This is a genomic window from Nocardia sp. NPDC019323 (assembly GCF_044389845.1).
GTDB lineage: Bacteria > Actinomycetota > Actinomycetes > Mycobacteriales > Mycobacteriaceae > Nocardia > Nocardia implantans.
In genome coordinates, this window is the sequence record NZ_JBIRYN010000005.1 from 259,455 (window position 1) to 282,557 (window position 23,103).

The window sequence follows — 23,103 nt, forward strand, 5'->3', positions numbered from 1 at the left end:
CGACCCTGTCCGACAGCCCGGATCCCGTGGTTCGCGCCGATCTGGCCGAAATGGCTTACCACGCCGTCAACAGCGGTGTGTTCGCCGCCCAGCCGCTCATCGCGTATCTACGGGCCCGGCTGTCGGCCGCGATGGAAGCAGGCACCGTCGGCGACGACCACGAGATCCGGATTCTCCGCCGTCTGCAAGTAAGCCTGCTGGCGATGCATGGCGAGGAATCGAATCACACCGAGATGGTGGATCTCGCATTCCTCCCTCGCGGATATCGAGACCAGTGCTGTGGCCGGTCTGGCCGGGTTGTTCGTCCCCAAGAACCGACCCGCGGGTCCTGTGCCGGTGCAGGCCAGTGCCGAAGTGCTCATCGCGGTCGGCAGGCGGCTCGCGGGACCAGGGGTCACCAATCGCGCGCCGCGCGACATCGCAGGCGCATGGAAGAGCATTTTCGGCCCATTGCTCAACCAGGCGGACGAATCCACCCTCACGCGCATCGTCGCCGAGATCCCCGCCATGGCGTCCCCGTATGCGGTCAATATCATCCACCGCCTCCCGGAAGTGGGCAGCTCGGAGGTCGCACGAGAACTCGACGCCATTCGCGCGGCGCCACTGGCTGCGGAGGTGCAGCGCCATCGACTTCTATGCCAAACGAGGCGGTTTTCCGATAGGCGGTTGGCCTGAACTGGACGTGGATCTGCGAGAAGCGGAGAAATAGCCACGACTGCCGGAGAACCCGCCGCACAAGCCGTCATCGACACCGACGACACGCGCTTGGGCGAGGTCGACGATGCCGGGCTTGCGATGGAACAGCTCTGATCAGGGCCGACTCGACGACGTGGCGGGGTCCGTCCAGGGCCGGAGGGGCTACAGGCATGACTGGCGCTGCGCACGAACCCGGTGACCAGGGACCGGCGCTCGACACTGATTCTGTTATGTGGCAACCGAATTCGCCGACGGATGGCCGATCGATCCCTGATTCGGACCTCTCCTCTCCCGTGTCGGCTTCACCCCCCGGTCATCCCGTCGGAATCCAGCACGCCGGTAGCGGGCACCGGGCGCCGCAACAACCTCTGCCACCGGTGTATTCGACGCAGCAGGTCGGTCGCAGTAAGGCGGTGTTGATCGTTGCCGGTGTCGTCGGGCTGGGAGTGATATTCCTGGTGATCGGGGTGGTGATCGGTTTCGCCGTGCGGTCCCTGGACAGCGTCAGCGCCTCGGCCATTGCGCCGCCGGGACCGCCGACCTATTCGATGAGGGCGGTCACCAATGCGTGCGACCTTGTCGATCTCACTCCATTGACCAAGTGGGCGTCGGCGCCGTACCTCGATCCGAAACATGAGGAAACTCCGTCATCCGGCAGCTTCGGCACCCTGAGTTGCGATGTGCACTACGGCAATTCGACCGGCGACACCTTCCCCATGAACACCGCGACGGTCAGGGTCCGGGCCGACGTCGTGGATGGCTCGGCTTCCCGGACCTACGACCATTGCAAACGCAGCGCCGCCGACCTCGCCGATGACGGATCCGTGGTGACGTCAGGGGAGTTCACCGGAATCGGTACCCAAGGCTACTGGCAGTTCGAAGACGACAACTTCGGCGGCATCGTGGACGCCGGATACGTGATGTGCGTATGGGACGGCGGTGTCGCGGTGCGGGTGGAGATCGACCTCTCACGCGAAAAGGAAGCACCGGTGGTCGGCAGGGACGAACTCGATTCGGTCGCCAGATCCCAAGCTCGCAAGGTGCTGGCCGGACTGCGACAGAACTAGCGGCCATCGACTCGAACGGGCCGATGCCGATGGTCGGTGGCTACTCGGGCACCGGCGCAGTACGATCGGCGCGAAACGGAGGGGTCGACGGTGAGCACGTCGAGGAATCGAAGGGCTGCGAGAGATGACGGACCCGCGGCACACACCCAGCCAGCCGGTCCCGGGCGACTCCGATCCCGCTTTAGGACAACCACCTTCGTCGACCGGCGACTGGACACGGCCGGTCGCAGGGTACGGCCAACCTGGTGAGGGGTCTCAGCCGTGTGCGCCGCAGGGTGGGTCCTCCTCTGGCGGTTTCGGTAGGCCGGGCCTGCTCGCCGCCGGTGTGGTCGCGTTGGTGGCGATGCTGGGCGCCGGTGTGGTGATCGGCATCGTCATCGCCGACGGCGCCGGCGGCAGTCGGTCCGTCCCTGTCGAGGCGTCCGCCAGCGCCGCGGCGACATCGTCTACCGCCACAACTACTCCACGTCCGGAGCCGGCGCCGGGGAACTATTCGATGAGCGGGATAGCCAACGCGTGCGATCTGGTCGACCCCGCCCCGTTGCTCCAGTGGTCGTCCACGCCGGACCAGCCGCCCTCCCACCACGAAACTCCACCGAGCGTCTACACCCCCGGTCGTCTGTCATGCCAATTCAGCTACAAGAGCCTCGCGCGCGACGGCGTCCACTGGAATCAAGCGGCCGTCGAGCTCAGCGTCGAGTTCACAGCGGCCGGAGCCGCTCCCGCCTATGACGACTGGAAACGCCAAGACACCACTGCCGGGCCGGGATCGAGTTCCGGCGAGATGACCGGAATCGGCGCCCAGGGTTACTGGCACACCGCGGTATCGGAATCCAGCTACACAACTGGAATGGACTACCTCGTCGGCGTGCAGGACAGCAACGTCTCGGTACGAGTACGCATCCCCATCCTGCGCCAGCATGGCGAGCCCTCGGTGAACCTCGACGAACTCGGCACCGTCGCCAGGACTCGAGCCCAGCAGGCCCTGGACGGACTGAGGAAGAGGTAACCCCGCCGTTCACATCGCTGCTTTGTTGTCAGGCACCATGCGTGGTCTCTTCCGTCCGCGTCGAAAAGCCCTCGTTGTCAACGGCGGCTGCGACTGTGGTTCGCCGGCTGAGCGAGCTGCCGGGTTGCCCCGGTTCACTCGAAAGGGGTGAATCGGTCGCGTTCGAATGTTCCTACAGTCGACTGTGTGGCTCTGGGTTGCTCGGCCAGCAGCCGCATCAGTAGACCGTGGCTCCGCTGGATCTGCGGCGAAGTCGATCTGCACGGCGCAATCGCTCATCTCATGGCACATCCGGCCAAGGAGGGTTCGACTATGACGACGTATGCACCGGTCACCATCCAGCAGGCACAGTTCCCGATCGTGGAATCGTTCACCCAGGAAACCGTGACCAACCCGCACTGGCAACTGCTGGGCAGCGCGCGGCTGCACGACGGCAGCCTGGAGTTGACGCCCAACGCCAATTCCCAGGCGGGGACGGCGTTCCTCGATCAGCCGTTCTCGTCCACGCTCGGCGTCACCATCGACTTCGACTACGCGTGCGAGGGAGGGGCCACGCTTGGCGACGGCTTCAGCGTCTATGTGATCGACGGTGCGCACACCACCCAGCCCGGCGGTATCGGCGCCGCACTCGGCTACTCGATGACGAAAACAGGGTCGGGGCAGATCGTCGCGCCCGGGGTCACTGCCGGGTTCGTCGGCGTCGGCTTCGACAACTATGGCAACTTCGCCACACCGTTGGCCGGTTCCGGAGGCGGAGCACAACGGCCCAACACCGCCGGGGTACGTGCAGCCGGCAGTCTGCGGGAGGGGTTCGGTTGGCTCACCGGCGTTGCGGTGCCGGGCGGATTCCGCGCGGATTGGGAGCGCGGCGCTCACATCCAGGTCTCCATCATCGGCGGTCGGCTGACCGTTCGGCACGCCGACAGGAGCAACCCGAACGGCACTCTACTGATCGACAATTTCGATCTCGGCGGCGCGAACGGTCGGTCCCGCGTGCCCGAGACCTTCAAGTTGGGCTTCGCGGCCGGAACCGGCGCCGCGACCGCCTCTCACCGGATCAGGAACCTGAAGGTGACCCTGCCCGCGGAAATGCCTCTGGAGATCAGCGGCCCGCAGACAGCACAGTCGGGACATCGGATCACCTACACCATCGGCGTGCAGAACCTCGGCCCCAACGACGCCCCCGACGCCGTGCTGGACGGCACTGTTCCGACAGAGCTGACCGATCTGGAACTGACCTGCCAGGCCGAGAACGGAGCCGTCTGCGGCACCGCTTCGGTTCGCGACGGCATGCACCTGCCGATCGACCTGCCCAAGGGCAGCAAGGCGGTCATCCACCTGACCGGCACGATCGACCCGCAATTCGAGGGCCGACTCACCTGCACCAGCCTCATCACCTCACCCTCACGGGCCAACACCGCCGAACGGCACTCCGGCTCGGTCACCACCGACGTCGATCGGCCCCCCGTCACCGTCTCCCCCGTGATCGTCGGGCAGTGGCCCCAGACCTGGCCTGACGACGCGAAAGGCTGGGTCATCAGCTATGACCTCACCCTGGCCGCACACGAGCAGCGGGTGGTGTGGTGGGAGATCCGATTCGACGTCCCGCCACGAACCCGCATCAATCCCCAGCAGAGTCAGTGGTATCGCGTGATCGAGGACGGCACAGACGGATCGGTCGTGATCACTACGCCGGATGACACCCACACCATCGAGCCCGGCACACCCCTGACCGTGGCCGTGCAACTGCTCTACCCCTCCCAGCACGAGGCCGGAGACGGCGTCCTGCGCAACCTCCACGCCACCGAGGTGACCCGCCCATAGCCCGGTCGCCGCGCAGTACAGCAGAACAGCGTCAGGATGGCGCGAGAACCAATTCATCCTGACGCTGTTCATCGCGGCGGGCTACCGAGCGCTGACGCGATGGCACGCGCTCGACGAAAAGACCGGCTTCGGCGACGGCGATCCACCCAACGGGTAACGACCGGCTGGATCCATAATGGCGCTCGATGGGGGCGGCGTCCTGGACGCGGCGGGGTGGCGGACAGGGGCGCGGCCCGAGATTCGCCGCCCGCATCGAGGGGCCATGCTGGCTACTTTGTCGCGAATGGGGTGTTGATCGTGGTGAAGTACTGGATCGCGGCGCCGATCGCCACTGGAGCGGTGACCAGGATCTGGCCCGCCACGGTTCCCAGAGCGCCGACCGCGGCGATGCCGACAAGGCAGCCGACGCCCGCGGCCGGGATGAACGGGCCGAACAAACCCGCGATGGTTCCCGCGGCGATGGTCGCGCCCGCAAGGCCGCCGAGCACGCAGCCCACCGCCGCGCCGCCCAGGCCGCCGACCAGGGTTCCGATGGTGGCGCCCATGCTGATCGTGCTGGTCATGCGCGACCAGGCGGCTTGTTCACGGTCGTACTCGGTCTTCCACGGCGCCTTGTCCTCGAACGGCAGCGCCACCGGCTTGTAGACCGCGCGATCCATCGACAGGTCCGGCGTCAGGGTCGCGGTGCGGCCGGAGATCTCGGCGACGATCGGGAATTCGAATTCGTCGACGGTGAACCGCAGCGGCGTCCCCGCGACGGTGACGCCGTCTCGGGACTTCACTTTCAGCGCTCCGTCCTCGACCACCAAGGCGCCGGAGTCGATTTCGATGATCGAGGACGTGTCGGTGGCATGCGCGGTGAAGGAGATGGGCCGGTCGTCGCCCGGGTCGGCGTGGGCGGTGCCCGTCACGGCGGTCAGGGCGGCCAGCGCCAGCGCGGGCACGGCAAGTGTCCTCAGCAACATGGTGGTTCCTCATCATGATCTTGGTCGAGCCAGGTGCGCGACCACGAGTCATTATTGAGAATGATTATCGTTATCAGCAAATTTTTCGCGAAATATGTTGCACCACAATGCCTCTGCGCTCGTCGGTCGCAGAACCCTCTTGCTTCACAAGTGATAATGGTTATCATTATGTGCCGCTCGAAGGTTGGAGGGTTTGTGGGACATCTGCTGATGGTGGAGAGCTGGGTCGGCTCTATGAGCACGCTGCTTCCGGCCGGGATACGCGACCGAGGGCATACGTTCAGCTTCCTCACCCGAGATCTGAGTCATTACCTGCGCGGCAAGCCGAGCACCCATCCGCTTCTGGGCGCGGCCAACGTCCTCACCGCCGAAACCAACGACGAGACGGCACTGGTGGCGTATGTGCGCAGGCTGCACGAGGTACTGGCCTTCGATGGAGTGCTGTCCTCGTGTGACTACTACTTGCCCACCGTCGCGGCGATCGCCGCGGATCTGGGCTTGCCCGGCCCCGCCAGGGACGCCGTCGACGCGGCCTGCCGGAAAGACCGCACCCGCGCGCTCTGCCAGGCCGCCGGAGTGCCGGGCCCGGCCTTCGCCGTTTCCGAGGATTGGGGCGAATTAGCCCGTGCGGCAACAGAAATCGGCTACCCGCTGGTCGTCAAACCGGTGGACCTGTGCGGCGGCATGTACGTCCGCCGCGTCGACGACGAGCAGCAGTTGCGCGCGGCCGTCGAGCGGATCGCCGGCTTTCCGGTGAACGCGCGCGGGCAGATACGCGCACCACAAATCCTTGTCGAAGAGTGTTTGGCGGGGCCGGAATTCAGCGTCGAGACGGTCACCGTGCGCGGCCACACCACCGTGGTCGGCGTGACCGACAAGCGGCTGACCGGAACGCCCGCGTTCATCGAGGCGGGGCACATGTTCCCGGCCACGCTGACCGACGACGAGCAGGCGGCCGTCAGCGCGGTGGCCCGCGACGCGATCACGGCGCTCGGCCTCGACGACACCGTCGCGCACACCGAGATCAAACGCACCGCCGACGGGCCTCGGTTGATCGAGGTGAATCCCCGTCCCGCCGGCAATCGGATCACCGAACTGGTGCGCCGGGTGACCGGGATCGACCTCGCGGCCGTGCACGCCGAGGTGGCCGCAGGTGACACCCCCGACCTGACACCCCGCCCGACCGGTACGGGCAGCGCCGCCATCGCATTCGCGGTAGCCGATCGCGCGGGTGTGCTGACGGCGATATCGGGCGACGAACGCTGGGACGACGATCCGCGCGTCGTCGAGCACACCCTGGCCGAGCCGGGCACCGAGGTCCGGATCGCGACCGACAACAACACCTACCTGGGCCATGTCATGGTGGTCGACGAGCAACCAGGCGCCGCGGGCGATCTGGCGCGCGACCTCATCGACAAGCTCACCGTCGACGTCGCGCGGGTGGCGTCATGACCACCGCCGATCTCGCCCTCGCGCCACGGCCCCGCTCGGTCGTCGAACTCACCGACTGGGCACGGGAGGCTCGTCTCGGCGCCGATCCGGCCGGCCTGGCGGTGGCCACGGCGTTCCACACCCGCTACGGGACCCGGCACACGGGCCGTCGCGGCGGGTATCGCAACGAGGTGCTGAGCGTTCGCGTCGGTGCGGCCGTCGGCTCCTGCGGGCTCGAGCCGGGTGAGGATTGCGGCCGCGCGGACGTGCTCGACGACTGTGTGGGAGCGACAGTGGCGCAGCTGTTGGCCCATCCACGACAGACGGTCCGGATCGCCGCCTTGGACGCGTATCTGATGCATCTACGGCCGCACCCCGTCGCGGCAGGTGTCGCCGCCGAACTCGTCGACGTGACCGGGGGCAGCTCGCTGGAGAAGTCCCGTCAGCGCGCCGAGGCGGTGGTGGATCTGCTGCCCTCCGGCGTGCGGCGCGTGCTGGTCGTCGGCGTGGTCGGCTCCTTGCTCGCGGCACTGCGTGCCCGCGGCATCGGCTACTACCCGTGCGACCTGGTCGGAGGGCGAACCGAATGGGACGAGCCCGTGTATCGCGCCGTCGCCGACACGCCGCCGGACTACGACGCGCTGCTGGTCACCGGGATGACACTGGGCAACGGGACCTTCGACGCGCTGCTGGCCGGAGCGAACGACCGATCACTCCCCCTGGTGTTGTTCGCCCAGACCGGCAGTGCCGTCCTGCCCTGGTTTCTTGGCCGGGGCGTCACGGCGGTCTCGGCCGAACCGTATCCCTTCTTTTCCCTCGACGGCGGCCCCAGCACCCTGTTCCGCTACCGAGACGGGGGAACCTCGTGCAACCGATGACCAGCCCCGCACCGCAACCCGCGCTCCTCGGTTTGGTCGGCGGCACCCCCGTCGTCCCCATCCCGGCCGGCGCGGGCAGTTACCTGGCCAAACTGGAGGCCGCGAGCATCGCGGGCATGAAGGCGCGTGCGGCGGTGTCGATGCTCAGCGCCGCACGCGCCCGCGGCGAACTCACCGCGGGTGCGACGGTGATCGAATCCACCAGCGGCACGCTGGGTCTCGGCCTCGTCCTGGCGGGCAAGGCGCTCGGTCATCCCGTCGTGCTCGTGGTCGACGACGAACTCGAGCCGGAGATGCGCGCGCTGTTCACCGCCTTCGGTGTCGGATTGGAAGTGGTCTGTGACCCGCATCCCGAGGGCGGCTGGCAGCGCGCCCGGCTCGACCGGCTGGCCGAACTGCTCGACGCCACCCCGGGCGCGTATTGGCCCGACCAGTACGACAATCCGGACAACGCCGCCGGTTACGCGGCCATGGCCCAGGAACTGCTCGAGCAAGTCGGCCACGCCGATGTGCTCGTGGCGGGTATCGGCTCCGGCGGCCATTGCGCAGGCCTGACCCGGGTGTTGCGCGCACACTGGCCGGAACTGCGGGTGGTCGGTGTCGACTCGGTGGGCTCGCGCATCTTCGGTCAGCCGGCCCGGCCGCGGCTCATGCGCGGCCTCGGCAGCAGCATTCTGCCGCGCAACGTCGCCTACGACGACTTCGACGAGGTGCACTGGGTCGGCCCGTCCGAAGCGGCGGCATCCTGCCGTCGACTGGCCGCCGCCACAGGTATCGCGGGCGGTTGGAGTACCGGGGCGACCGCGCTGGTCGCCGGCTGGATCACCCGGCGCGAGCCCGATGTTCGCGTACTCACCGTCTTCCCCGACGGACCACACCGCTACCTGCGCAGCATCTACGACGACGAGTGGTGCCGGCGAAACGGCTTGCTCGGATCGACCGTCACCGAACCGGTGGAACTGCCCGCGCCCGACGCCGAAGAGGCGCACGGGTGGGCTCGGTGCGCCGTGGTCCGCGACCCGTTGGGCAAGGAGGTCAGCGCATGAGAACGACGTGGACGACCACGACTCTGGAATTGGCTCGCCCCCTGCGCATCTCGCGCGCGACGATGGTGGAGCGAGTAGCGGTGTGGGTCACGCTGACCGCCGACGGGCACGCCGGACACGGTGAAGTCGTCGGCAGCCCCCGCCTCGGGCTCGACCTCGCCGCGATCGACGCCGCCCTGCGCGGGCTCGCCGGGCGGATCGCGGGCTGCGCCGATCCCGATGAGGTCCGCGCGCTGCTGCCGTCGCTGCGCTCGGAGTTCGCGCTGCCGGTGGTCGCCGCGCTCGACAGCGCGGTCCACGATGTGCTCGCCCGCCGCGCGGGGCTGCCGCTGGGTGCGTATCTCGGACTGCCGCAGTGGGATTCGGTGCCCACCGCCTACACGATCGGCCTGATGAGCCCAGGCGAAGCCGAGGCTACCGCGGACCGCATCACGCGGGCCGGATTCACCGTGCTCAAGGTCAAAGCGGGTGCGCCGGACCCTGCCGAGGACATCGCACGTGTACGCGCGATCCGCGCGGCGGCGCCGACCGCGCAACTGCTGCTCGACCCCAACGGCGCCTGGGACGTCCGCACCGCCATCGCGGTGCTCGACGCACTCGCCGACCAGGGCATCGCCGCCGTCGAACAGCCGGTGACCGCAGGCGACCCCGATCGACTCGCTGCGGTCGCCAGGCAGGTGCCGATGCCGGTGCTCGCCGACGAGGACGCGGGTTCTCTCGCCGATCTGGACCGGCTGCCCGACGGCATCGGCGGCATCAACGTCAAACTCGCCGAATGTGGCGGGCTCGACGCGGCGCGCACGATGCTCGACTGGGCGAGAGCGCGAGAATTGCCGGTGCTGCTGGGCTGCCAGGCCTGCAGCTCACTGGGCATCGCTCCCGCGGCCCAGCTGGCCGGGGCTGCGCGCTGGGTGGATCTGGACGGTCATCTGTTGCTGGCCGACGACCCGTGGACGGGTTTGGGCGGGGCGGACGGCACGCTGCGGCGACCGGCCGGGCCCGGACTCGGGGTACGGCGCGTGCGAGCCGCCGCGTGAGGGGGCTGGGGCTGTTCGGCACGTTCCCGCTCTCGGTGCGCTTACTGCTGGTCAACCAGCTCGTCGGGAACATCGGGTTCTTCATGCTGGTGCCGTTCCTGGCCGAATACCTGCGCACCGATCTGGCGCTGTCGGCGGCGGTGGTCGGTGTGGTGCTCGGCGTGCGCAATCTGAGTCAGCAAGGGCTGTTCCTGGTCGGGGGCTCGGCTTCGGATCGCCTCGGCGCGCGGGGGGTGATCATCGTCGGCGCGAGCATCCGGGCGACGGGGTTCGCGCTGTTCGCCGTCGGCGGCTCCCTGCCGGTGGTGCTTCTCGCGTCGGTGCTCACCGGATTCGCGGGGGCGCTGTTCAACCCGGCGGTGCGCGCCTACATCGCCCGCGACAGCGGCGACCGGGCGGCCGAGGCGTTCGCCTTGTTCAACATCTTCGGCAATACCGGTTCGGCCTTGGGGCCGGTGGTCGGGACGCTGCTGGCCACGGCCGGATTCCGCTTGACCGCGGTGGCCGCGTCCTGCGTTTTCGCCGGATTGACCATCGCGCAGTCGATCCTGCTGCCCGCCCGGCCCGCGCCGCGCAGGGACACCGCACTGCGCGCGGATTTCGCGCGGGTGTTCGCCGATGGCCGATTCTGGGCTTTCGCGCTCGCGCTCATGGGCATGTTCGCCCTGCAGAGCCAGATCTATTTCCTGTTCACCCTGCAGGTGCAGGACCTCGCCGGGTCTTCCGCCGGCCCGGGGGCGGTGGCGGCGTTGTTCGTCGTCGAGACGGTCGCGGTGGTGGCACTACAGGTTCCCATCACCAGGACGCTCTCGCGGCGGACGGACCGTGGCTCCGCGATGGCGCTGGGGATGGCGGTGCTGGGCGCGGCATTCCTGGTCCCGCCCGCCGGGCGAGTCGCCGCGTCGCCGGGCGGCGACGGACCGATCGCCGTCGCGGTGCGAGTCGCGCCGGTCGTGGCGGCCGCGGTGGCGCTCGCGCTCGGTGTGATGGCCGTGCAGCCGTTCGTGAACGAGGCGATTCCCCGCTTCAGCGGACCGCACCTGACCGGCACCTACTTCGGCGCGTTCTATCTGGCCTCCGGCGTGTTCACCGTGGTGGCCACCACCGTCGTCGGCACCGCCGTCGACCATGCGGGCGGACCGCTGACCTGGCCGCCCGCCCTGCTGTGCGCGGGCATCGGCTGGTTGTCCGCCGTCGCCGTGCTGCTGTTGCGCAGGCGCGGCTGCCTCCCGAAGCCCACCGCATCGCAACCCCGACCGATCGACGCGACGCCGAGTCGCACGGCGAAAGGCGATCCCGCCCGATGACTGCTCACGATCAGGGCCCGGTCCTGCTCAGCGAGAACCTGCTGACCGACAATCCCGCGCTCTACGAACGCACTTTTCCCGACAGCGGCCACCGCAACGCGCGCTTCGTCGCCGATCTGCTCGCCCGCTTCGGCGCGGGCACGCTCACCGACCTGCTCGACGTCGGGTCCGGCACCGGTCGCGACGCGGCCCGTCTCAGCGAACTCGGATACCGGGTGCGGGGGATCGACATCTCACCGCGCATGGTCGAATACGCCCGGACCCGTTACCCGGCAGTGGATTTCAGCGTCGGCGACGCCCGCGCCCTGCGCGCCGACGCGCCGGTGGACGTGCTGACCTGCTTGGGAAGCACGCTGCTGCACCTGCACGACACCGCCGAGTTGGTCGCGGCCCTCGACCGTTTCGCGACGTGTCTGCGCCCCGGGGGTCTTCTGATCCTCGAGATGCGCAACGGCGCCTTCCTGCTCACCGATCGCGGGCGACGAGAATTACTCGACGAGCAACTGGTCCGGCAGGTCGACTGGGAAGGCATCACCTACACCTCCCGCACCTCGCTCACCGTGGACCTGCCCGCGCAACTGCTGCGCAGGCAACGGATCTGGACGTGGCCGGGATGTCGGGAGCCGGTCGTCCAGCACACTGCCTGGCGATTGCTGTTCCCGCAGGAACTGCGTCACCTGCTGGCGGGTGCGGGCTTCGAGGTGCTCGCGCTGTTCGACGCGCCGGGACCGTTGACCACACCGGGGTGGCCCGCCGACGGCGTGCTGTCCGAGCGGCTCGACGGAGACCGGCTGCACGTGGTCGCCCGCCGCACCGCCACGGGGCCGCGGTGACCGCCGCACCCCGCGTCGGCGTCGGCAGCGCGTTCGGCAGTTGCGGGGAACTGCTGCAAGGCGTCACCGCGGAGCACGACCGCGACTTCCTGGTCACCCTGCCCATCGCGCGCGGCGCGGTCGCGGTCTTCGAACCCGACCCGCACCGGCACACCGTCACCGTCGTTCCCGCCCACAAGACCAAGTCCGCCGCCCTGGCCCGCGCGCTGCTCGCACGCTCGCCGGTGCTGCGTGGCGGTGTGCTCACCCTGCTCGGCGACCTGCCCGAGGGCAAAGGCCTGGCCAGCTCCACCGCCGACCTGGTCGCCACCGCCCGCGCCGTGGCCGACGCCGAGGGCCGGGAGATCGGCCCCGGCGAGATCGAGACCGAACTACGGCGTATCGAACCCTCCGACGGCGTGATGTATCCCGGCGCGGTCGCCTTCTACCACCGAGAAGTACGGCTGCTGGCTGTGCTCGGCGCGCTGCCGCCGCTGACCATCGTCACCGGAGACGAAGGCGGCCACGTCGACACCGTCGCCTTCAACCGGCGCAAGCGCCCGTTCACCACGGCCGTCAAACGCGAATACAGTGCGTTGCTCGCCGAGCTCACCGGCGCGGTCGCCCGTCGCGACGTGACCGCGATCGGCGCGGTGGCCACCCGCAGCGCGGAACTGAGCACCATGCTGCGGTCGCGGCCGCATCTGGACGCGACCATCGGCGCGGCCAGGGAACTCGGCGCGGCCGGGGTGGTCGTCGCGCACAGCGGCACCACGACCGGCATCCTGCTCGACGAGGCCGACCCGGCGCTGCCGGCGAGAATCAAGGCGGCACAGCGTGTCTGCGCCGGTTTCGCCACGGCGGTCACCGTGCACCGCACGTGGCGGCCCGCGCCGCCGGACTGGACCGAGTCTCCACGGCGTGCCGCGGCGGCGGTGAGCCGATGATCACGGTCGATGACGTGGGCTTCTCCTATGGCGGTCAGGTCGTGCTCGACGGAGTCGGACTGATCGCAGAGCCCGGCACCACCGTCGGCTTGATCGGGCCCAACGGCTCGGGCAAATCCACACTGCTGCGCCTGCTCTATCGCGCGCTGCGGCCCCGGTCCGGTGTGGTGGCCATCGATGACACTCCGGTCGAGGCGCTGCGCGGCCGGGCCCTGGCGGCGCGACTGGCCGTCGTCGCGCAGGAGTCACCCGCCGAGACAGCGATCACCGTCGCCGAAACCGTGCTGCTCGGCCGTGCCCCGTGGGCCGGTGCGCTACAGGGCTACTCGCGCGCCGACCGTATCGCCGCCGCGGCGGCGCTGGCTCGTGTCGGGGCCCGTCACCTGGCCGATCGCCCCTACACCGCGCTCTCCGGCGGCGAACGCCAACGGGTGCTCATCGCACGAGCTCTGGCGCAGCAAGCCGACCACCTGCTGCTGGACGAACCGACGAACCATCTCGACATCGGCTATCAGCACGAACTGCTCGGACTGATCCGGGGTCTGACGACCACCACCACGTTGGTGGTGCTGCACGATCTGAATCTGGCCGCCCGCTACTGCGACCGCCTGGTGCTGCTGCACCGAGGCCGGGTGGCCGCCGCAGGCCCGGTGGCGGAAGTACTCACTCCGGCCGTCCTCGAACCCGTCTACGGCGTCTGCGTCCACATGTCGGCCGCGTTCGGCGCGATGCAACTGCTGTTCGGCCCCCGCGACGCGGAGTCGCCCACCGAGGTTCTGGATCCGGGAAAGGCGGCTGCTCGATGACCGCGACCTCACCCCGCACCGAAGACGCCGACGATCTGGACCACGCGCGCCACCGCGCGACAACCGTGCTGTGGCTCGGCGGGCTCGGCGCCACGCTGGCCGTGGTGCTGATCGTGGCCACCGGGCTGGGGCCGGTGTGGGTGCCACCCGGCACCGTCGCGCGCATCGTCGGCCACCACCTCTTCGGGACGCCCGCAGTGGCGGACTGGACACCGGCCCAGGATTCCATCGTCTGGCTCGTGCGTGTGCCGCGCGTGCTGCTCGGCGCCATGGTAGGCGCGGCGCTGGCCGTCGCGGGAGCGGTGCTGCAGACCTTGGTGCGCAACGTGCTCGCCGACCCGCACATCCTCGGCGTCACCTCAGGCGCCTCGACCGGCGCGGCGATGTCGCTGCTGTTCGGTGTCACCGCGGCCACCGCGAGCGCGCTCGCGGCCAGCGCGTTCGCCGGTGCGCTCGCCGCGACGGTCCTGTTGTTCGCCATCGCCAGGATCAACGGGCAGATGACCTCGCTGCGGCTACTGCTGGGCGGGGTCACCATCGGTTACCTGTTCTCCGCGGCGACCAGTTTCCTGATCTTCGCCTCCGACAACCAGGAAGGCGCCCGGACCGTGTTGTTCTGGCTGCTGGGTTCGCTCAGTTCGGCGGGCTGGTCGTCGGTGGCCACCACCGCGCTGGTCACCGCGGCCATGGCCGGTTCGCTGCTGCTGCTGGCGGCGCGACTGGACGTGCTCGCCGCGGGTGACGACACCGCACGCGCGCTGGGCCTGTCCCCGGTCCGGCTCCGGATGCTCGCGTTGGGCGTCGTCGCGCTCGGCATCGGCGCGGTCGTCGCGGTCGCGGGCGCGATCGGCTTCGTCGGCCTGATCGTGCCGCACGTCGCCCGCCTGTGCGGCGGCGGGACGCATCGCAGACTGATCCCGCTGTCCGCGGTGCTGGGCGCGCTGTTCCTGGTCGTCGCGGACGTCGCGGCCCGCGTGGTCTTCGCCCCCCGCGAACTACCGCTGGGAATCGTCACCGCTGTCGTCGGTGCGCCGCTGCTGCTGGTGCTGATCCGCCGGTTCCGGCACTCACCCACCTGAAACTCTGCAGGAGAGGAATAACGATCATCGTGTCCATAGGTCTCCCCCGGCTCGCACCCGTACCCGTCGCGCTGCTCACCGCGGCGCTGCTCACCGGCTGCGGCAGCCCCGCACCCGCCACCGTCGAGGCGGCGGAAGGGTTCCCGATGACGATCTCCAGCTGTGGCCGCGACGTCACCTTCACCAGCGCGCCCCGCCGCGTGGTGACGGTCGGATCCGTCGCAGCCCCGCTCATCGCGGCCGCGGGCGCCGCCGATCGTATCGTCACCCGTACATTCGAAACCGCTCCCTTTCCCGGCCGATACGCCGACGCCCTCGAGGGCATCGAAATCACGGCCCCCACCGGCGAACTGGCGCGCGAGGAAATCATCAACCGAACCCCCGATCTGGTGGTGAGCTTCGAGGGTGCGGCGGTCACGCCCGAGGATCTGGCACGGGTGCGCATTCCGCTGCTGGTGACCCGCGGTTACTGCCGCGATGCCGCGGGGAACTACGACGATATCTTCGCCGACATCGAGTTGTACGGACGGTTGTTCGGCACGTCCGCGGCGGCGAACGCCGAAGTCACCGCGTTGAAGCAGCGGGTAGCGGCGGTCGCGGACCGCCACCGCGCCGAGCGGGCCGCCCGGCCCGCCGCGGCGCTGATCATCTCGCGCGACGGCGCCAAGCTCAGCGCCTACGGCAGCACCAGCACCGTCGCCACCCAGATGCGGATCCTCGGTCTGGACAACGTCTTCGGCGACGTAGCCAAACGCAACTTCGACGTCAACACCGAAACTCTGATCCAGCGCGATCCCGAAGTCGTCATCTTGCTCACCCAAGGCACCCAGACCCCCGAATCGGCCCGCGACGCCCTGCGCGAGCGCCCCGAACTGGCCGGACTGCGCGCGATCCGCGCCAACCGAATCATCGCCGTCCCGTTCGGCTACACCGGCCCTGGACCGGTCGCCGTCGAGGGCCTGGAAGTGCTGGACCGCGAGTTGGGAGCGCACCGGTGAGCGCGCCCGCCGCCACCGGCTACCAGCTGCGCGTGGCCTGCGCAGACGATCTTCCCGGCGCCCGCAGTGTCATGCTCGACACCTTCTACGACGTGTTCGGCATCGGTTATCTCCCCGAGCACCACTATGACGTGATCGACCCGGAAACGGTGTATCTGCGCCACCCTCGCAACCGGCTCTGGGTCGTCGAGCACTCCGGCCGCATCGTCGCCACCACCGCGATCCGCGCACAAGGCCCTCGCCACCCACCGCACCCGGCGTGGCTGGCCGAACAGTACCCCGACCAGAGCACCGCACAGCTGTTCCGCGTCTACGTCCGCCCCGAGCACCACCGGCGCGGCCTGGCCACACGGTTGGTCGACGCGGCGATCGACTACGTCTCGGTTACACCGGCGTTCGAGCGGCTGTATCTGCACACCGACGCCAGGACGCCCGGCGCGCTGGAGTTCTGGCTCACCTTCGGCCGGATCGTCCACGACGCACGCGGACCGCACAGCGGATTTCAGACAGTGCACCTCGAGATTCCCCTGCCCCGGGCATAGCACAGCCAGCCGCTGCAAGTCGCCGCCGTTCGTGGCTTACGAAGGCGATCGCCCACTACGCACGCAGAGCAGGTATGGTCACGATCGTCAGTGGAGAGACCGCTGGCCCGCAGGTCCGCGACCGCAGCGGGAGGCCGAAGCGCGGCCCACACCGGAAGGGCCCGTATGGCCGCCCAGCTGCCATGTCCCTGGCTCCGGTGCTCGGCGGTTATCTGTTGAGGGAGAATACGGGCGTGAGCGACGCAATCGGCAGCACGTTCGAACATCAGCTCGACGTATCAGCGGTCGTGGCGCCGACGGGTGCAGTGGCACTCGTCGGCTGCTAGCCCGATGTCGGAGCGGGTAGGGCCCGGATGGGAATCCATGCCGCAGTCCGGCGGGAAGAGGTTCGACGAGCCGGAACGGTTGCGCAGTAGGCAGGCAGAAGGAATGAAGGCTGTGGAGATGCCCGGAGCCGACGACGGCACGTCGAAAGTCACCCGACTACCACGCCGCCCGCGACGCGTGGCGGAAGAGGCCGGCGAGCGTCTTCAGAAGACTTGGCGCTCCGACCGTGGCTCCGTCTACGACCCCGCGCCGACCAAGCCCGTCCTGCGATCGGAACTGCAGCGGGAGACAGGCTGGTGGCCGGTCGGCCCCGGCACGGCGCGACATCGCGCTCCGGAGAGCGATCCAGGTGGTGCCGAGCCTGACGGAACTGTGGTCGACCTCGACGCGTTGCGCAGGAAACGAGCTGGTGGCGATAGTCCCGCCGCCGACATCCGGCGCACGGTCAAACCGCGCCGAATCGCGAAGAGCGCGGGCAAGAGATCAGGCACCGAAGATCAGCCCGACGATGGTCGCAGCGGTGATCCCGGTTCACCGCGGGTCGATGGACCTGCTGGGCCATGACGCCGACCGCCGCGGACCCGTGGGATCGGCGGTCGCGATAGTGGCGCGTTCGTGATCGATCGTGCGTGAACAGTTCGTCGCCGGGGTTCCACTCCCTATCGACGGTGAGTACGCAGTTGGTACCGGCGCTCGGCGTACGCCAAGTCGTCACGCCACAGCCGCGTCGCGGCGCGAGCCATCAGCGGGCGCAACACCGGCAGGAGTCGATGCGCGTACCGGAAACCCGGCCGTTCCGAGTTCGCGATCACTGCTTCGATCACCGCGGTGCGCGCCCGGCCGTCGGGGCCGGGGCCGATCGGCGTCGCGTGGGTTTCCACCACGCTTCCGGTTCCCTCACCGGAGACGATTCGCATCACGACGGTGCGCGGATCCGGGCAGGTGAACTCGGCCACGACGGGCACGCCGAGCCTGCGGGTCACTCGGAAGGTCACGGTGAGCAGGAATCGGTGATTCTCCTCGGTGATGTCGTGCCGCGGCGGGGTCTGTGTCACCTCGAGGCGGGTGAACGAGTACGGATGCAACCATGCGCCGTGCCAGGGGTCGAGTCGGTTCGCGATGATGTCACGGGGTTCGCACACGCCGGTCGAGCGGGTCACCGCGTGCACGGTGGTGTCGGCGGGGCGGGGGCCGATGATCGGCGTGTCGGTAGGTGTCTGCTCACCGATCGTGTCCAGCCGCACCCAGGCAAGCACGCCGTCGTCGTAACTCGGGTACGGGCACCATCGGGCGGATCCGGTCGCTTCCACCCGCAGTCCGTGCCATCGGCAGATCAGTGCGGCGTCATCGACCTGCGCCTCGGCGAGCGGCGCCCCCAGGTGTGGACAGGCTCCCGGACCGACGTGCAAGACGTCGCGCTCGTCGCGCCAGGCGACGAGTTCGATCCCGCCGATGGTCGCGCTCAGCGGACGGCCGCGACCGACACTGCGACTGGCCGCGAGGGTGTACCAGTTACCCGAGGGTCGCTGCTGTGACCATCGTGTCGCCGCCGCGATCAGACCGGGGTCGGCATCCGCGTGGGTCGGCCGCTGGCGAGACCATTCCTCCGGCGCGAACCGCTGTAGCGGTATGTCTTTCGGCCATCTGCCGAACTCGGCGCGCTTACTCATCGCTACCCCCGCGAGCGGCGAGCGCGCGCAGGATCGCCGATCGGCCCCGGATGGGGACCGTCTGCAAGGAGTGTCCGGCACCGGCCCACTGACGGACCAGCGTGTTCGCCGCGATCCAGCCGGTGGTGGCGGCGCGTTCCATCAGAGCGACCGGCAGGTCGACGCGTATGCCGTCGCCGGCCAGGACCAATCGCGGGTGCGGAGTAGAGATACCGGGCCGTCGAGCGAAGTCGCCCGGCGCGAACCGTGGGCAATCCTGCCGCCACAGCATGGTCTCCCCCACGATGCGCGCTTCGGCCGTCTCGGGGTAGATATGGTGCAGCCGGGCCAGCATCCGGCTGCGGACCTCGTCACGCGCCTGGCTGGGCGGCATCCCGTCCGCAACGGCGTACGCGTGCGATTCGACGACGCTTCCACCGCTCTCGCGCGCCCAGTCCGCCGCTTGCTTCTCGTACTTGCTCACCACGCTGATGTTGTCGAGCGGGTCCAGATTGCCGGTGCCGAGAAAGCTCGGACGGTCAGCACGAATCGGCTGGTTCAGCCACAGACGCTGCACCGCGAAGGACGGTGCGACAGCCAATCGGGCTACTTGCGCGCGCCATGGGCCGTCGCCGAGCGTGGGTGACGCGGCGACGATCCGGCGCAACCCGGTGATATCGACGGCCAAGACCACCGCGTCGGCGGTCGTCTCGGCGTCGGTGTCGTCGAGCACCCGGAATCCGCTGGTTTCGTCCGCATCGATTCGGCCGACGCGCACGCCCGTGTGAATGCGGACGGTGCCCGGCCGCCGGGGCACTCGCGGCGCGGTGAGGTACTCCGCGAGTGGTGTCCACAGGCTGACATCGAAATTGTCCTCGGCCACGTCGAAGAGCAGGCCTTCGCTGGAGCCCAGAAAATAGATGTGGAACATCGTCGCCAGTTCGGCGGCGGACATGTGCTGGGGAGCGACGAAGAAGCTGCGGGAGAACACCTCGAACGCGAGGTGGCGCGCCGCTTCGGGAAAGTTGACGCGATGCAGGAACGTTTCCGCATCCAGGTGATCGATCCGGTGGTAGATGTCCGGGACCGAGACCGCGGCCAGCGGCGCGGCGGCGCGTGGGTCCATACGAATCAGATCGCGCAGTCGAAACGTCGGGCTGCGCAGGGCGAAGGCGAGCGCGTTCCAAGGCGGAGTGCTCGGAAGATGGCGGAAGGTGTCGCGGCGGCCCTCGGCGTCGATGAGCGGGTAGTCGTCGAGCCGACGCAGCCTGCGTAGCTGCGGATCGGTACGGGCGAGCAGTTTGCGGAGGTTGTAATACTGCGCGAAGAAGGCGTGGAAGCCGCGATTCATCCCGACGGCGCTGCGGTCGGGAAGCCGCTCGGTCCAGCCGCCGACCCGTCCGCCCAGGTACCGTTCGCGTTCGATGACTTCGACGTGGAATCCCCGTTCGGCGAGCCCCGTCGCGGCCGCCAAGCCCGCGATCCCCGCACCGACGACAACGGCGCGCGGGCGGCGACCGTCGCGGCCGACGTCCATGTGCCCCGCGGCGGCGGGAAAGCGGACGCGCCGGGAATCCCCGCGCCGCCGCGAAGCCGACCCATCGCGCCTCATCGCCGCACGCCTTCCTGCCGCTGCCTTGTCCGCTCCCAGCCGAGGAGTACCGAGGTCACCAAGACGAAGCCGAACAAGAAGTCCTCCACCGGGATATCCCAGGGGAACCGGAGCCCCAGGACATGGTCGGGGTTGTACCGCACGATCGGCGCGTCGAGCCTGGTCAACCACCCGTCGACGGGGATTTGAAAACTGAGGACGATCAGCATCGTCAACCAGTAGCCAGGTCGCCGGAACAGCCCGGTCCGCAACAGCGTGCACTCGACCAGACACACCACCACGACCGCCGCCACGGCGGGAAACGTGTACCCCCAACCCACCGAATTCATCGTCGCGGCTGTTTCGTCGGGCTGGTGCTGCCGCGGCGGCGAGCAGCGCCGAGCAGCGTTTCGACCGCGTCGTAGGTCAGCAGCCCGCACAGCGGGACGACGAGGAAGAACAGCAACTCCTCCAGCGGAATCGTCCCGGGCAGGAACACACCCAGCAGATAGCGGGAGTTGTAGTCCCACACTCCGGCGGCGATCGCCACCAGGTCCCAGACGACGAACAACGTGACGGCGGGCAGCAGGGCGCCGAGCAGCAGCCGCGGTCTCCGGTAGACGCCGCCACCGAGGAACTCCAGCGGAGCGGTCAGCACCAGGCAGGTGAGGAGAACAAGTAGATAACGCCAATGGTCCATCCCAACCACCTCACGTAGGTTCGCGCGAATCGGTGGAATCGAGCGGTGATACGGAATCGTGCGCTGCCGCGCGCGGAGTGTTCGGCCGGGTCGGTCCGGCAGGCCGTCGTGCCCACCACGCGCGGAGCTGGCCCGCCGCGCCGACCTGCAATCTTCGACCGGTGCCGACTCTGGCGCGTCGGCCGAACACTTCGAAGTCCGCGGCTTCGATGCGGTCGAGTATCTCCGCGTACAGCGTCGCCGCGGTCGTCACGCATGGCCGCGAGCGAGGTGCGAGCAATGCGATCCCCTCCCGCGCGTGAGCGTAGATCTTCCTGGTGATCGCGTGCTGTGCCGCCAATGCGCGGCGCACTCGCGGCTCGCCTCGGCGATGTCGGCGGCACCACAACAGCAACTCTCGGTCCACACCGTGCGCGGCCAGTTCATCGGCGGGCAGATAGACACGGTCGCGAGCCAGATCCTCGTCGACGTCACGCAAGAAGTTCGTCAGCTGGAATGCCTTGCCGAGGGCGGCGGCGTAGGGCGCGGCCGCCGCCGTGTCCGTGGCGCCCAGCACCGGCAGCAGCTGTAGCCCGATCACTTCCGCCGATCCGTAGACGTATCGGTCCAGCGCCGCGCGGTCCGGATAGTCGGTGACGGAAAGATCCAGACGCATCGAGGCCAGGAACGCACTGAACAAATGGCCCGGTATCCGATAGGTCTGCGCGGTGTGCAGCACCGCGGCCAGTACCGGATCGCCACCGGTGTCCCCGGCTTCGAATTGCCGTGCGAGTGCGTTCAGCCGGGCAGCGCGTTCGGTCGTCGACAACTGCGGGCGGAAATCGTCCAGGATGTCGTCGGCGCGACGGGCGAATCCGTACAGCGCGTGCACGGCGGGCCGCTGATCGGGTGCGAGCAACCGGGTGGCGAGAAAGAAGGTCTTCCCGTGGCGAGCGTTGAGTTCGCGGCAGATCCGATACGACCGGCGCAGTTCCGGCTCCGTGATGCCGGCGGCGTCGAGTTCGGTTCGCATCATGTCCACCTCTCCTCAACGGCGAAATCGGCGGGCACCGTCATTCCCCGTTCCCTTTCCACGGATACCGTTGCCCGACGGCGGGCGCGGATACGGCGGGCCGCCGACCTGCTGTCACTTCGGTCAACACATCCGCGACCGAGTCGAAGGGGGACCGATTCGCGATATCCGCCGCCAATCGGTTCGCCGCGTCACGGAAGCCGCCCGAACTCAGCACCCGGTCGACCGCCGCGATGATGGCAGCGGGTCGCGGCCGTGCGGTGCCGAGATTGATTCCCACGCCGGCGTATGCCACGCGGGCCGCTGTTTCAGGCTTGTCCGCAGTATCGCCCGCGACGATCAACGGCACCCCATGGCGCAGGGCTTGGTTGACGCCACCGTAGCCACCATTGGTGATCATCAAATCGACGCGCGGTAGAAGACGGTCGTACGAGATGAAATCGGCCGCATATGCGTTCGCCGGCAGCGGGCCGATCGGTGCGTGGGAGCCGCCGGTACACGCGACGACCAGCACATCGGGGCGATGACTCAATGCGGTCAGGGAAGGGCGGAGCAACTGATCGAAACACCGATTGTCCCATGTTCCCTGAGTGACATGGACAATCGTTTCGGCACTATCCGCGGCGGGCAACCGGCTCGGTACGGCGGCATCCATGGCCGCAGGAGCCGGGATCGGTCCGGTGAAGACCACCGACGGCGGCAGATCATGTCGCGGATATTCGAATCCTGGCACAGTGAACTGCAATATCCGATCGGCGAGGAGCGGCCAGTCGAGCAGGAAAACCGGCGCGGGCCCCACGCCGAGCGCACGCAGAACTACATCGAGTTTCGCCTGGACACCGCGAAACAGCACCTGTTGTACGAACCGGTTCATGGACGTGTAGTCGCGACCCGCTTGCGGCTGCCATCCGGTCCCGAACGGCGGACAGTCCGCGCTGGACAGCATCAACGGAACGACGCCGCAGGCAATCACCGGCGGACGTTCCCGCTGGGTCAACAGCAGCGGAATGGCCCCGGTGAACATCACATCGACCAGGACGGCATCGAAGTCCGCGCGGTCCAGCTCGGCGCGCAACGCACGGTGCTGTGCCGCTATCGGCGCGAGAAAAGCGGACTGCAATTCCACTCGGCCGATTCGCCACCGCTGGACCAGACCCGAGGCCCGATTACGCGGCTGTGCAGCGCGCGCCACCTCGGCATCGCGAGGTAGCTCCGAGAATTCGACACCTCGCGCTCGAATGGATGTGCCGAACACGGCTCCGGTGAGCAACCGAACCTGGTTCCCACGTCGCCGCAAATCGGCCGCGACGGCCCGCATGGGTGCGACATGACCGGATATCGGACTCGCCGCCAACAGGTATCGAGCCATATCCTGATTCC

General features: G+C 68.8%; 22 protein-coding genes. 15 read left to right on the top strand and 7 right to left on the bottom strand.

Annotation, left to right across the window (positions count from 1 at the left end; all coding sequences use genetic code 11):
- Window positions 1–279: 279 nt before the first annotated feature.
- The 4 genes from ACH49X_RS20505 to ACH49X_RS20520 all read left to right on the top strand — a co-directional run bounded on the left by ACH49X_RS20505 (window position 280) and on the right by ACH49X_RS20520 (window position 4,596).
- Window positions 280–675, top strand: coding sequence for a hypothetical protein (locus ACH49X_RS20505; protein WP_195081334.1), 396 nt, complete (start codon window positions 280–282; stop codon window positions 673–675).
- A 398-nt stretch (window positions 676–1,073) separates the two neighbouring features.
- Window positions 1,074–1,763: a hypothetical protein gene (locus tag ACH49X_RS20510; RefSeq protein WP_323124252.1), complete on the top strand. Its 690-nt coding sequence runs from the start codon at window positions 1,074–1,076 to the stop codon at window positions 1,761–1,763.
- Window positions 1,764–2,259: 496 nt separating this feature from the next.
- Window positions 2,260–2,772 (top strand): hypothetical protein, encoded by a 513-nt coding sequence (locus ACH49X_RS20515; RefSeq protein ID WP_357105214.1) that lies wholly within the window; start codon window positions 2,260–2,262, stop codon window positions 2,770–2,772.
- A 312-nt stretch (window positions 2,773–3,084) separates the two neighbouring features.
- Window positions 3,085–4,596: a DUF11 domain-containing protein gene (locus ACH49X_RS20520; RefSeq protein WP_195081331.1), complete on the top strand. Its 1,512-nt coding sequence runs from the start codon at window positions 3,085–3,087 to the stop codon at window positions 4,594–4,596.
- 269 nt (window positions 4,597–4,865) lie between these two features.
- Here the strand turns inward: ACH49X_RS20520 and ACH49X_RS20525 are convergent, their stop codons facing one another.
- The gene (locus ACH49X_RS20525) at window positions 4,866–5,561 is read right to left on the bottom strand and encodes a hypothetical protein (RefSeq protein WP_195081330.1); all 696 of its coding nucleotides are present in this window, start codon (window positions 5,559–5,561) and stop codon (window positions 4,866–4,868) included.
- A 195-nt stretch (window positions 5,562–5,756) separates the two neighbouring features.
- Between ACH49X_RS20525 and ACH49X_RS20530 the strand changes: the two genes are divergently transcribed.
- Genes ACH49X_RS20530 through ACH49X_RS20580 form a run of 11 tightly spaced genes read left to right on the top strand, consistent with a single transcriptional unit; the run spans window position 5,757 to window position 16,444 of the window.
- Window positions 5,757–7,013 (top strand): ATP-grasp domain-containing protein, encoded by a 1,257-nt coding sequence (locus ACH49X_RS20530; protein ID WP_195081435.1) that lies wholly within the window; start codon window positions 5,757–5,759, stop codon window positions 7,011–7,013.
- Complete coding sequence (locus ACH49X_RS20535; protein ID WP_195081329.1) at window positions 7,010–7,870, top strand: hypothetical protein; 861 nt, start codon at window positions 7,010–7,012, stop codon at window positions 7,868–7,870. The genes ACH49X_RS20530 and ACH49X_RS20535 overlap by 4 nt, the downstream gene beginning before the upstream one ends.
- Window positions 7,867–8,916 carry a PLP-dependent cysteine synthase family protein gene (locus tag ACH49X_RS20540; protein ID WP_195081328.1) on the top strand — a complete coding sequence of 350 codons (1,050 nt, stop codon included), beginning with the start codon at window positions 7,867–7,869 and terminating at the stop codon, window positions 8,914–8,916. The genes ACH49X_RS20535 and ACH49X_RS20540 overlap by 4 nt, the downstream gene beginning before the upstream one ends.
- Window positions 8,913–9,953, top strand: a complete 1,041-nt coding sequence (locus ACH49X_RS20545) for an enolase C-terminal domain-like protein (protein WP_357206024.1) — start codon at window positions 8,913–8,915, stop codon at window positions 9,951–9,953. The genes ACH49X_RS20540 and ACH49X_RS20545 overlap by 4 nt, the downstream gene beginning before the upstream one ends.
- Window positions 9,950–11,260 (top strand): MFS transporter, encoded by a 1,311-nt coding sequence (locus ACH49X_RS20550; RefSeq protein ID WP_357206026.1) that lies wholly within the window; start codon window positions 9,950–9,952, stop codon window positions 11,258–11,260. The genes ACH49X_RS20545 and ACH49X_RS20550 overlap by 4 nt, the downstream gene beginning before the upstream one ends.
- The gene (locus ACH49X_RS20555; RefSeq protein WP_357206029.1) at window positions 11,257–12,093 is read left to right on the top strand and encodes a class I SAM-dependent methyltransferase; all 837 of its coding nucleotides are present in this window, start codon (window positions 11,257–11,259) and stop codon (window positions 12,091–12,093) included. Before ACH49X_RS20550 ends, ACH49X_RS20555 begins: the two co-directional genes overlap by 4 nt.
- A complete protein-coding gene (locus ACH49X_RS20560) occupies window positions 12,090–13,019 on the top strand; it encodes a kinase (protein WP_195081325.1) in 930 nt (309 codons plus the stop codon). The genes ACH49X_RS20555 and ACH49X_RS20560 overlap by 4 nt, the downstream gene beginning before the upstream one ends.
- Window positions 13,016–13,825 (top strand): ABC transporter ATP-binding protein, encoded by an 810-nt coding sequence (locus ACH49X_RS20565; protein WP_195081324.1) that lies wholly within the window; start codon window positions 13,016–13,018, stop codon window positions 13,823–13,825. Before ACH49X_RS20560 ends, ACH49X_RS20565 begins: the two co-directional genes overlap by 4 nt.
- Window positions 13,822–14,904, top strand: a complete 1,083-nt coding sequence (locus ACH49X_RS20570) for an iron ABC transporter permease (RefSeq protein WP_357105193.1) — start codon at window positions 13,822–13,824, stop codon at window positions 14,902–14,904. The genes ACH49X_RS20565 and ACH49X_RS20570 overlap by 4 nt, the downstream gene beginning before the upstream one ends.
- Before the next feature lie 29 nt (window positions 14,905–14,933).
- Window positions 14,934–15,902, top strand: a complete 969-nt coding sequence (locus ACH49X_RS20575; RefSeq protein WP_195081322.1) for an ABC transporter substrate-binding protein — start codon at window positions 14,934–14,936, stop codon at window positions 15,900–15,902.
- Window positions 15,899–16,444: a GNAT family N-acetyltransferase gene (locus tag ACH49X_RS20580; RefSeq protein WP_323124254.1), complete on the top strand. Its 546-nt coding sequence runs from the start codon at window positions 15,899–15,901 to the stop codon at window positions 16,442–16,444. Before ACH49X_RS20575 ends, ACH49X_RS20580 begins: the two co-directional genes overlap by 4 nt.
- A gap of 986 nt (window positions 16,445–17,430) precedes the next feature.
- Here the strand turns inward: ACH49X_RS20580 and ACH49X_RS20585 are convergent.
- The 6 genes from ACH49X_RS20585 to ACH49X_RS20610 are packed head-to-tail and all read right to left on the bottom strand — an operon-like array spanning window position 17,431 to window position 22,849.
- Entirely contained in the window at window positions 17,431–18,441 is a 1,011-nt protein-coding gene (locus tag ACH49X_RS20585; protein WP_195081321.1) for a DUF5914 domain-containing protein, read from the bottom strand.
- Window positions 18,434–20,032 (bottom strand): FAD-dependent oxidoreductase, encoded by a 1,599-nt coding sequence (locus ACH49X_RS20590; RefSeq protein ID WP_397070521.1) that lies wholly within the window; start codon window positions 20,030–20,032, stop codon window positions 18,434–18,436. Before ACH49X_RS20590 ends, ACH49X_RS20585 begins: the two co-directional genes overlap by 8 nt.
- Window positions 20,029–20,361, bottom strand: a complete 333-nt coding sequence (locus ACH49X_RS20595; RefSeq protein ID WP_195081320.1) for a lycopene cyclase domain-containing protein — start codon at window positions 20,359–20,361, stop codon at window positions 20,029–20,031. The genes ACH49X_RS20590 and ACH49X_RS20595 overlap by 4 nt, the downstream gene beginning before the upstream one ends.
- Window positions 20,358–20,711, bottom strand: coding sequence for a lycopene cyclase domain-containing protein (locus tag ACH49X_RS20600; RefSeq protein ID WP_195081319.1), 354 nt, complete (start codon window positions 20,709–20,711; stop codon window positions 20,358–20,360). Before ACH49X_RS20600 ends, ACH49X_RS20595 begins: the two co-directional genes overlap by 4 nt.
- 10 nt (window positions 20,712–20,721) lie before the next feature.
- On the bottom strand, window positions 20,722–21,726 hold the full coding sequence (locus ACH49X_RS20605) for a phytoene/squalene synthase family protein (RefSeq protein WP_195081318.1): 1,005 nt from the start codon (window positions 21,724–21,726) through the stop codon (window positions 20,722–20,724).
- Window positions 21,727–21,763: 37 nt separating this feature from the next.
- The gene (locus ACH49X_RS20610) at window positions 21,764–22,849 is read right to left on the bottom strand and encodes a nucleotide disphospho-sugar-binding domain-containing protein (RefSeq protein WP_323124255.1); all 1,086 of its coding nucleotides are present in this window, start codon (window positions 22,847–22,849) and stop codon (window positions 21,764–21,766) included.
- Between the last annotated feature and the right edge of the window lie 254 nt (window positions 22,850–23,103).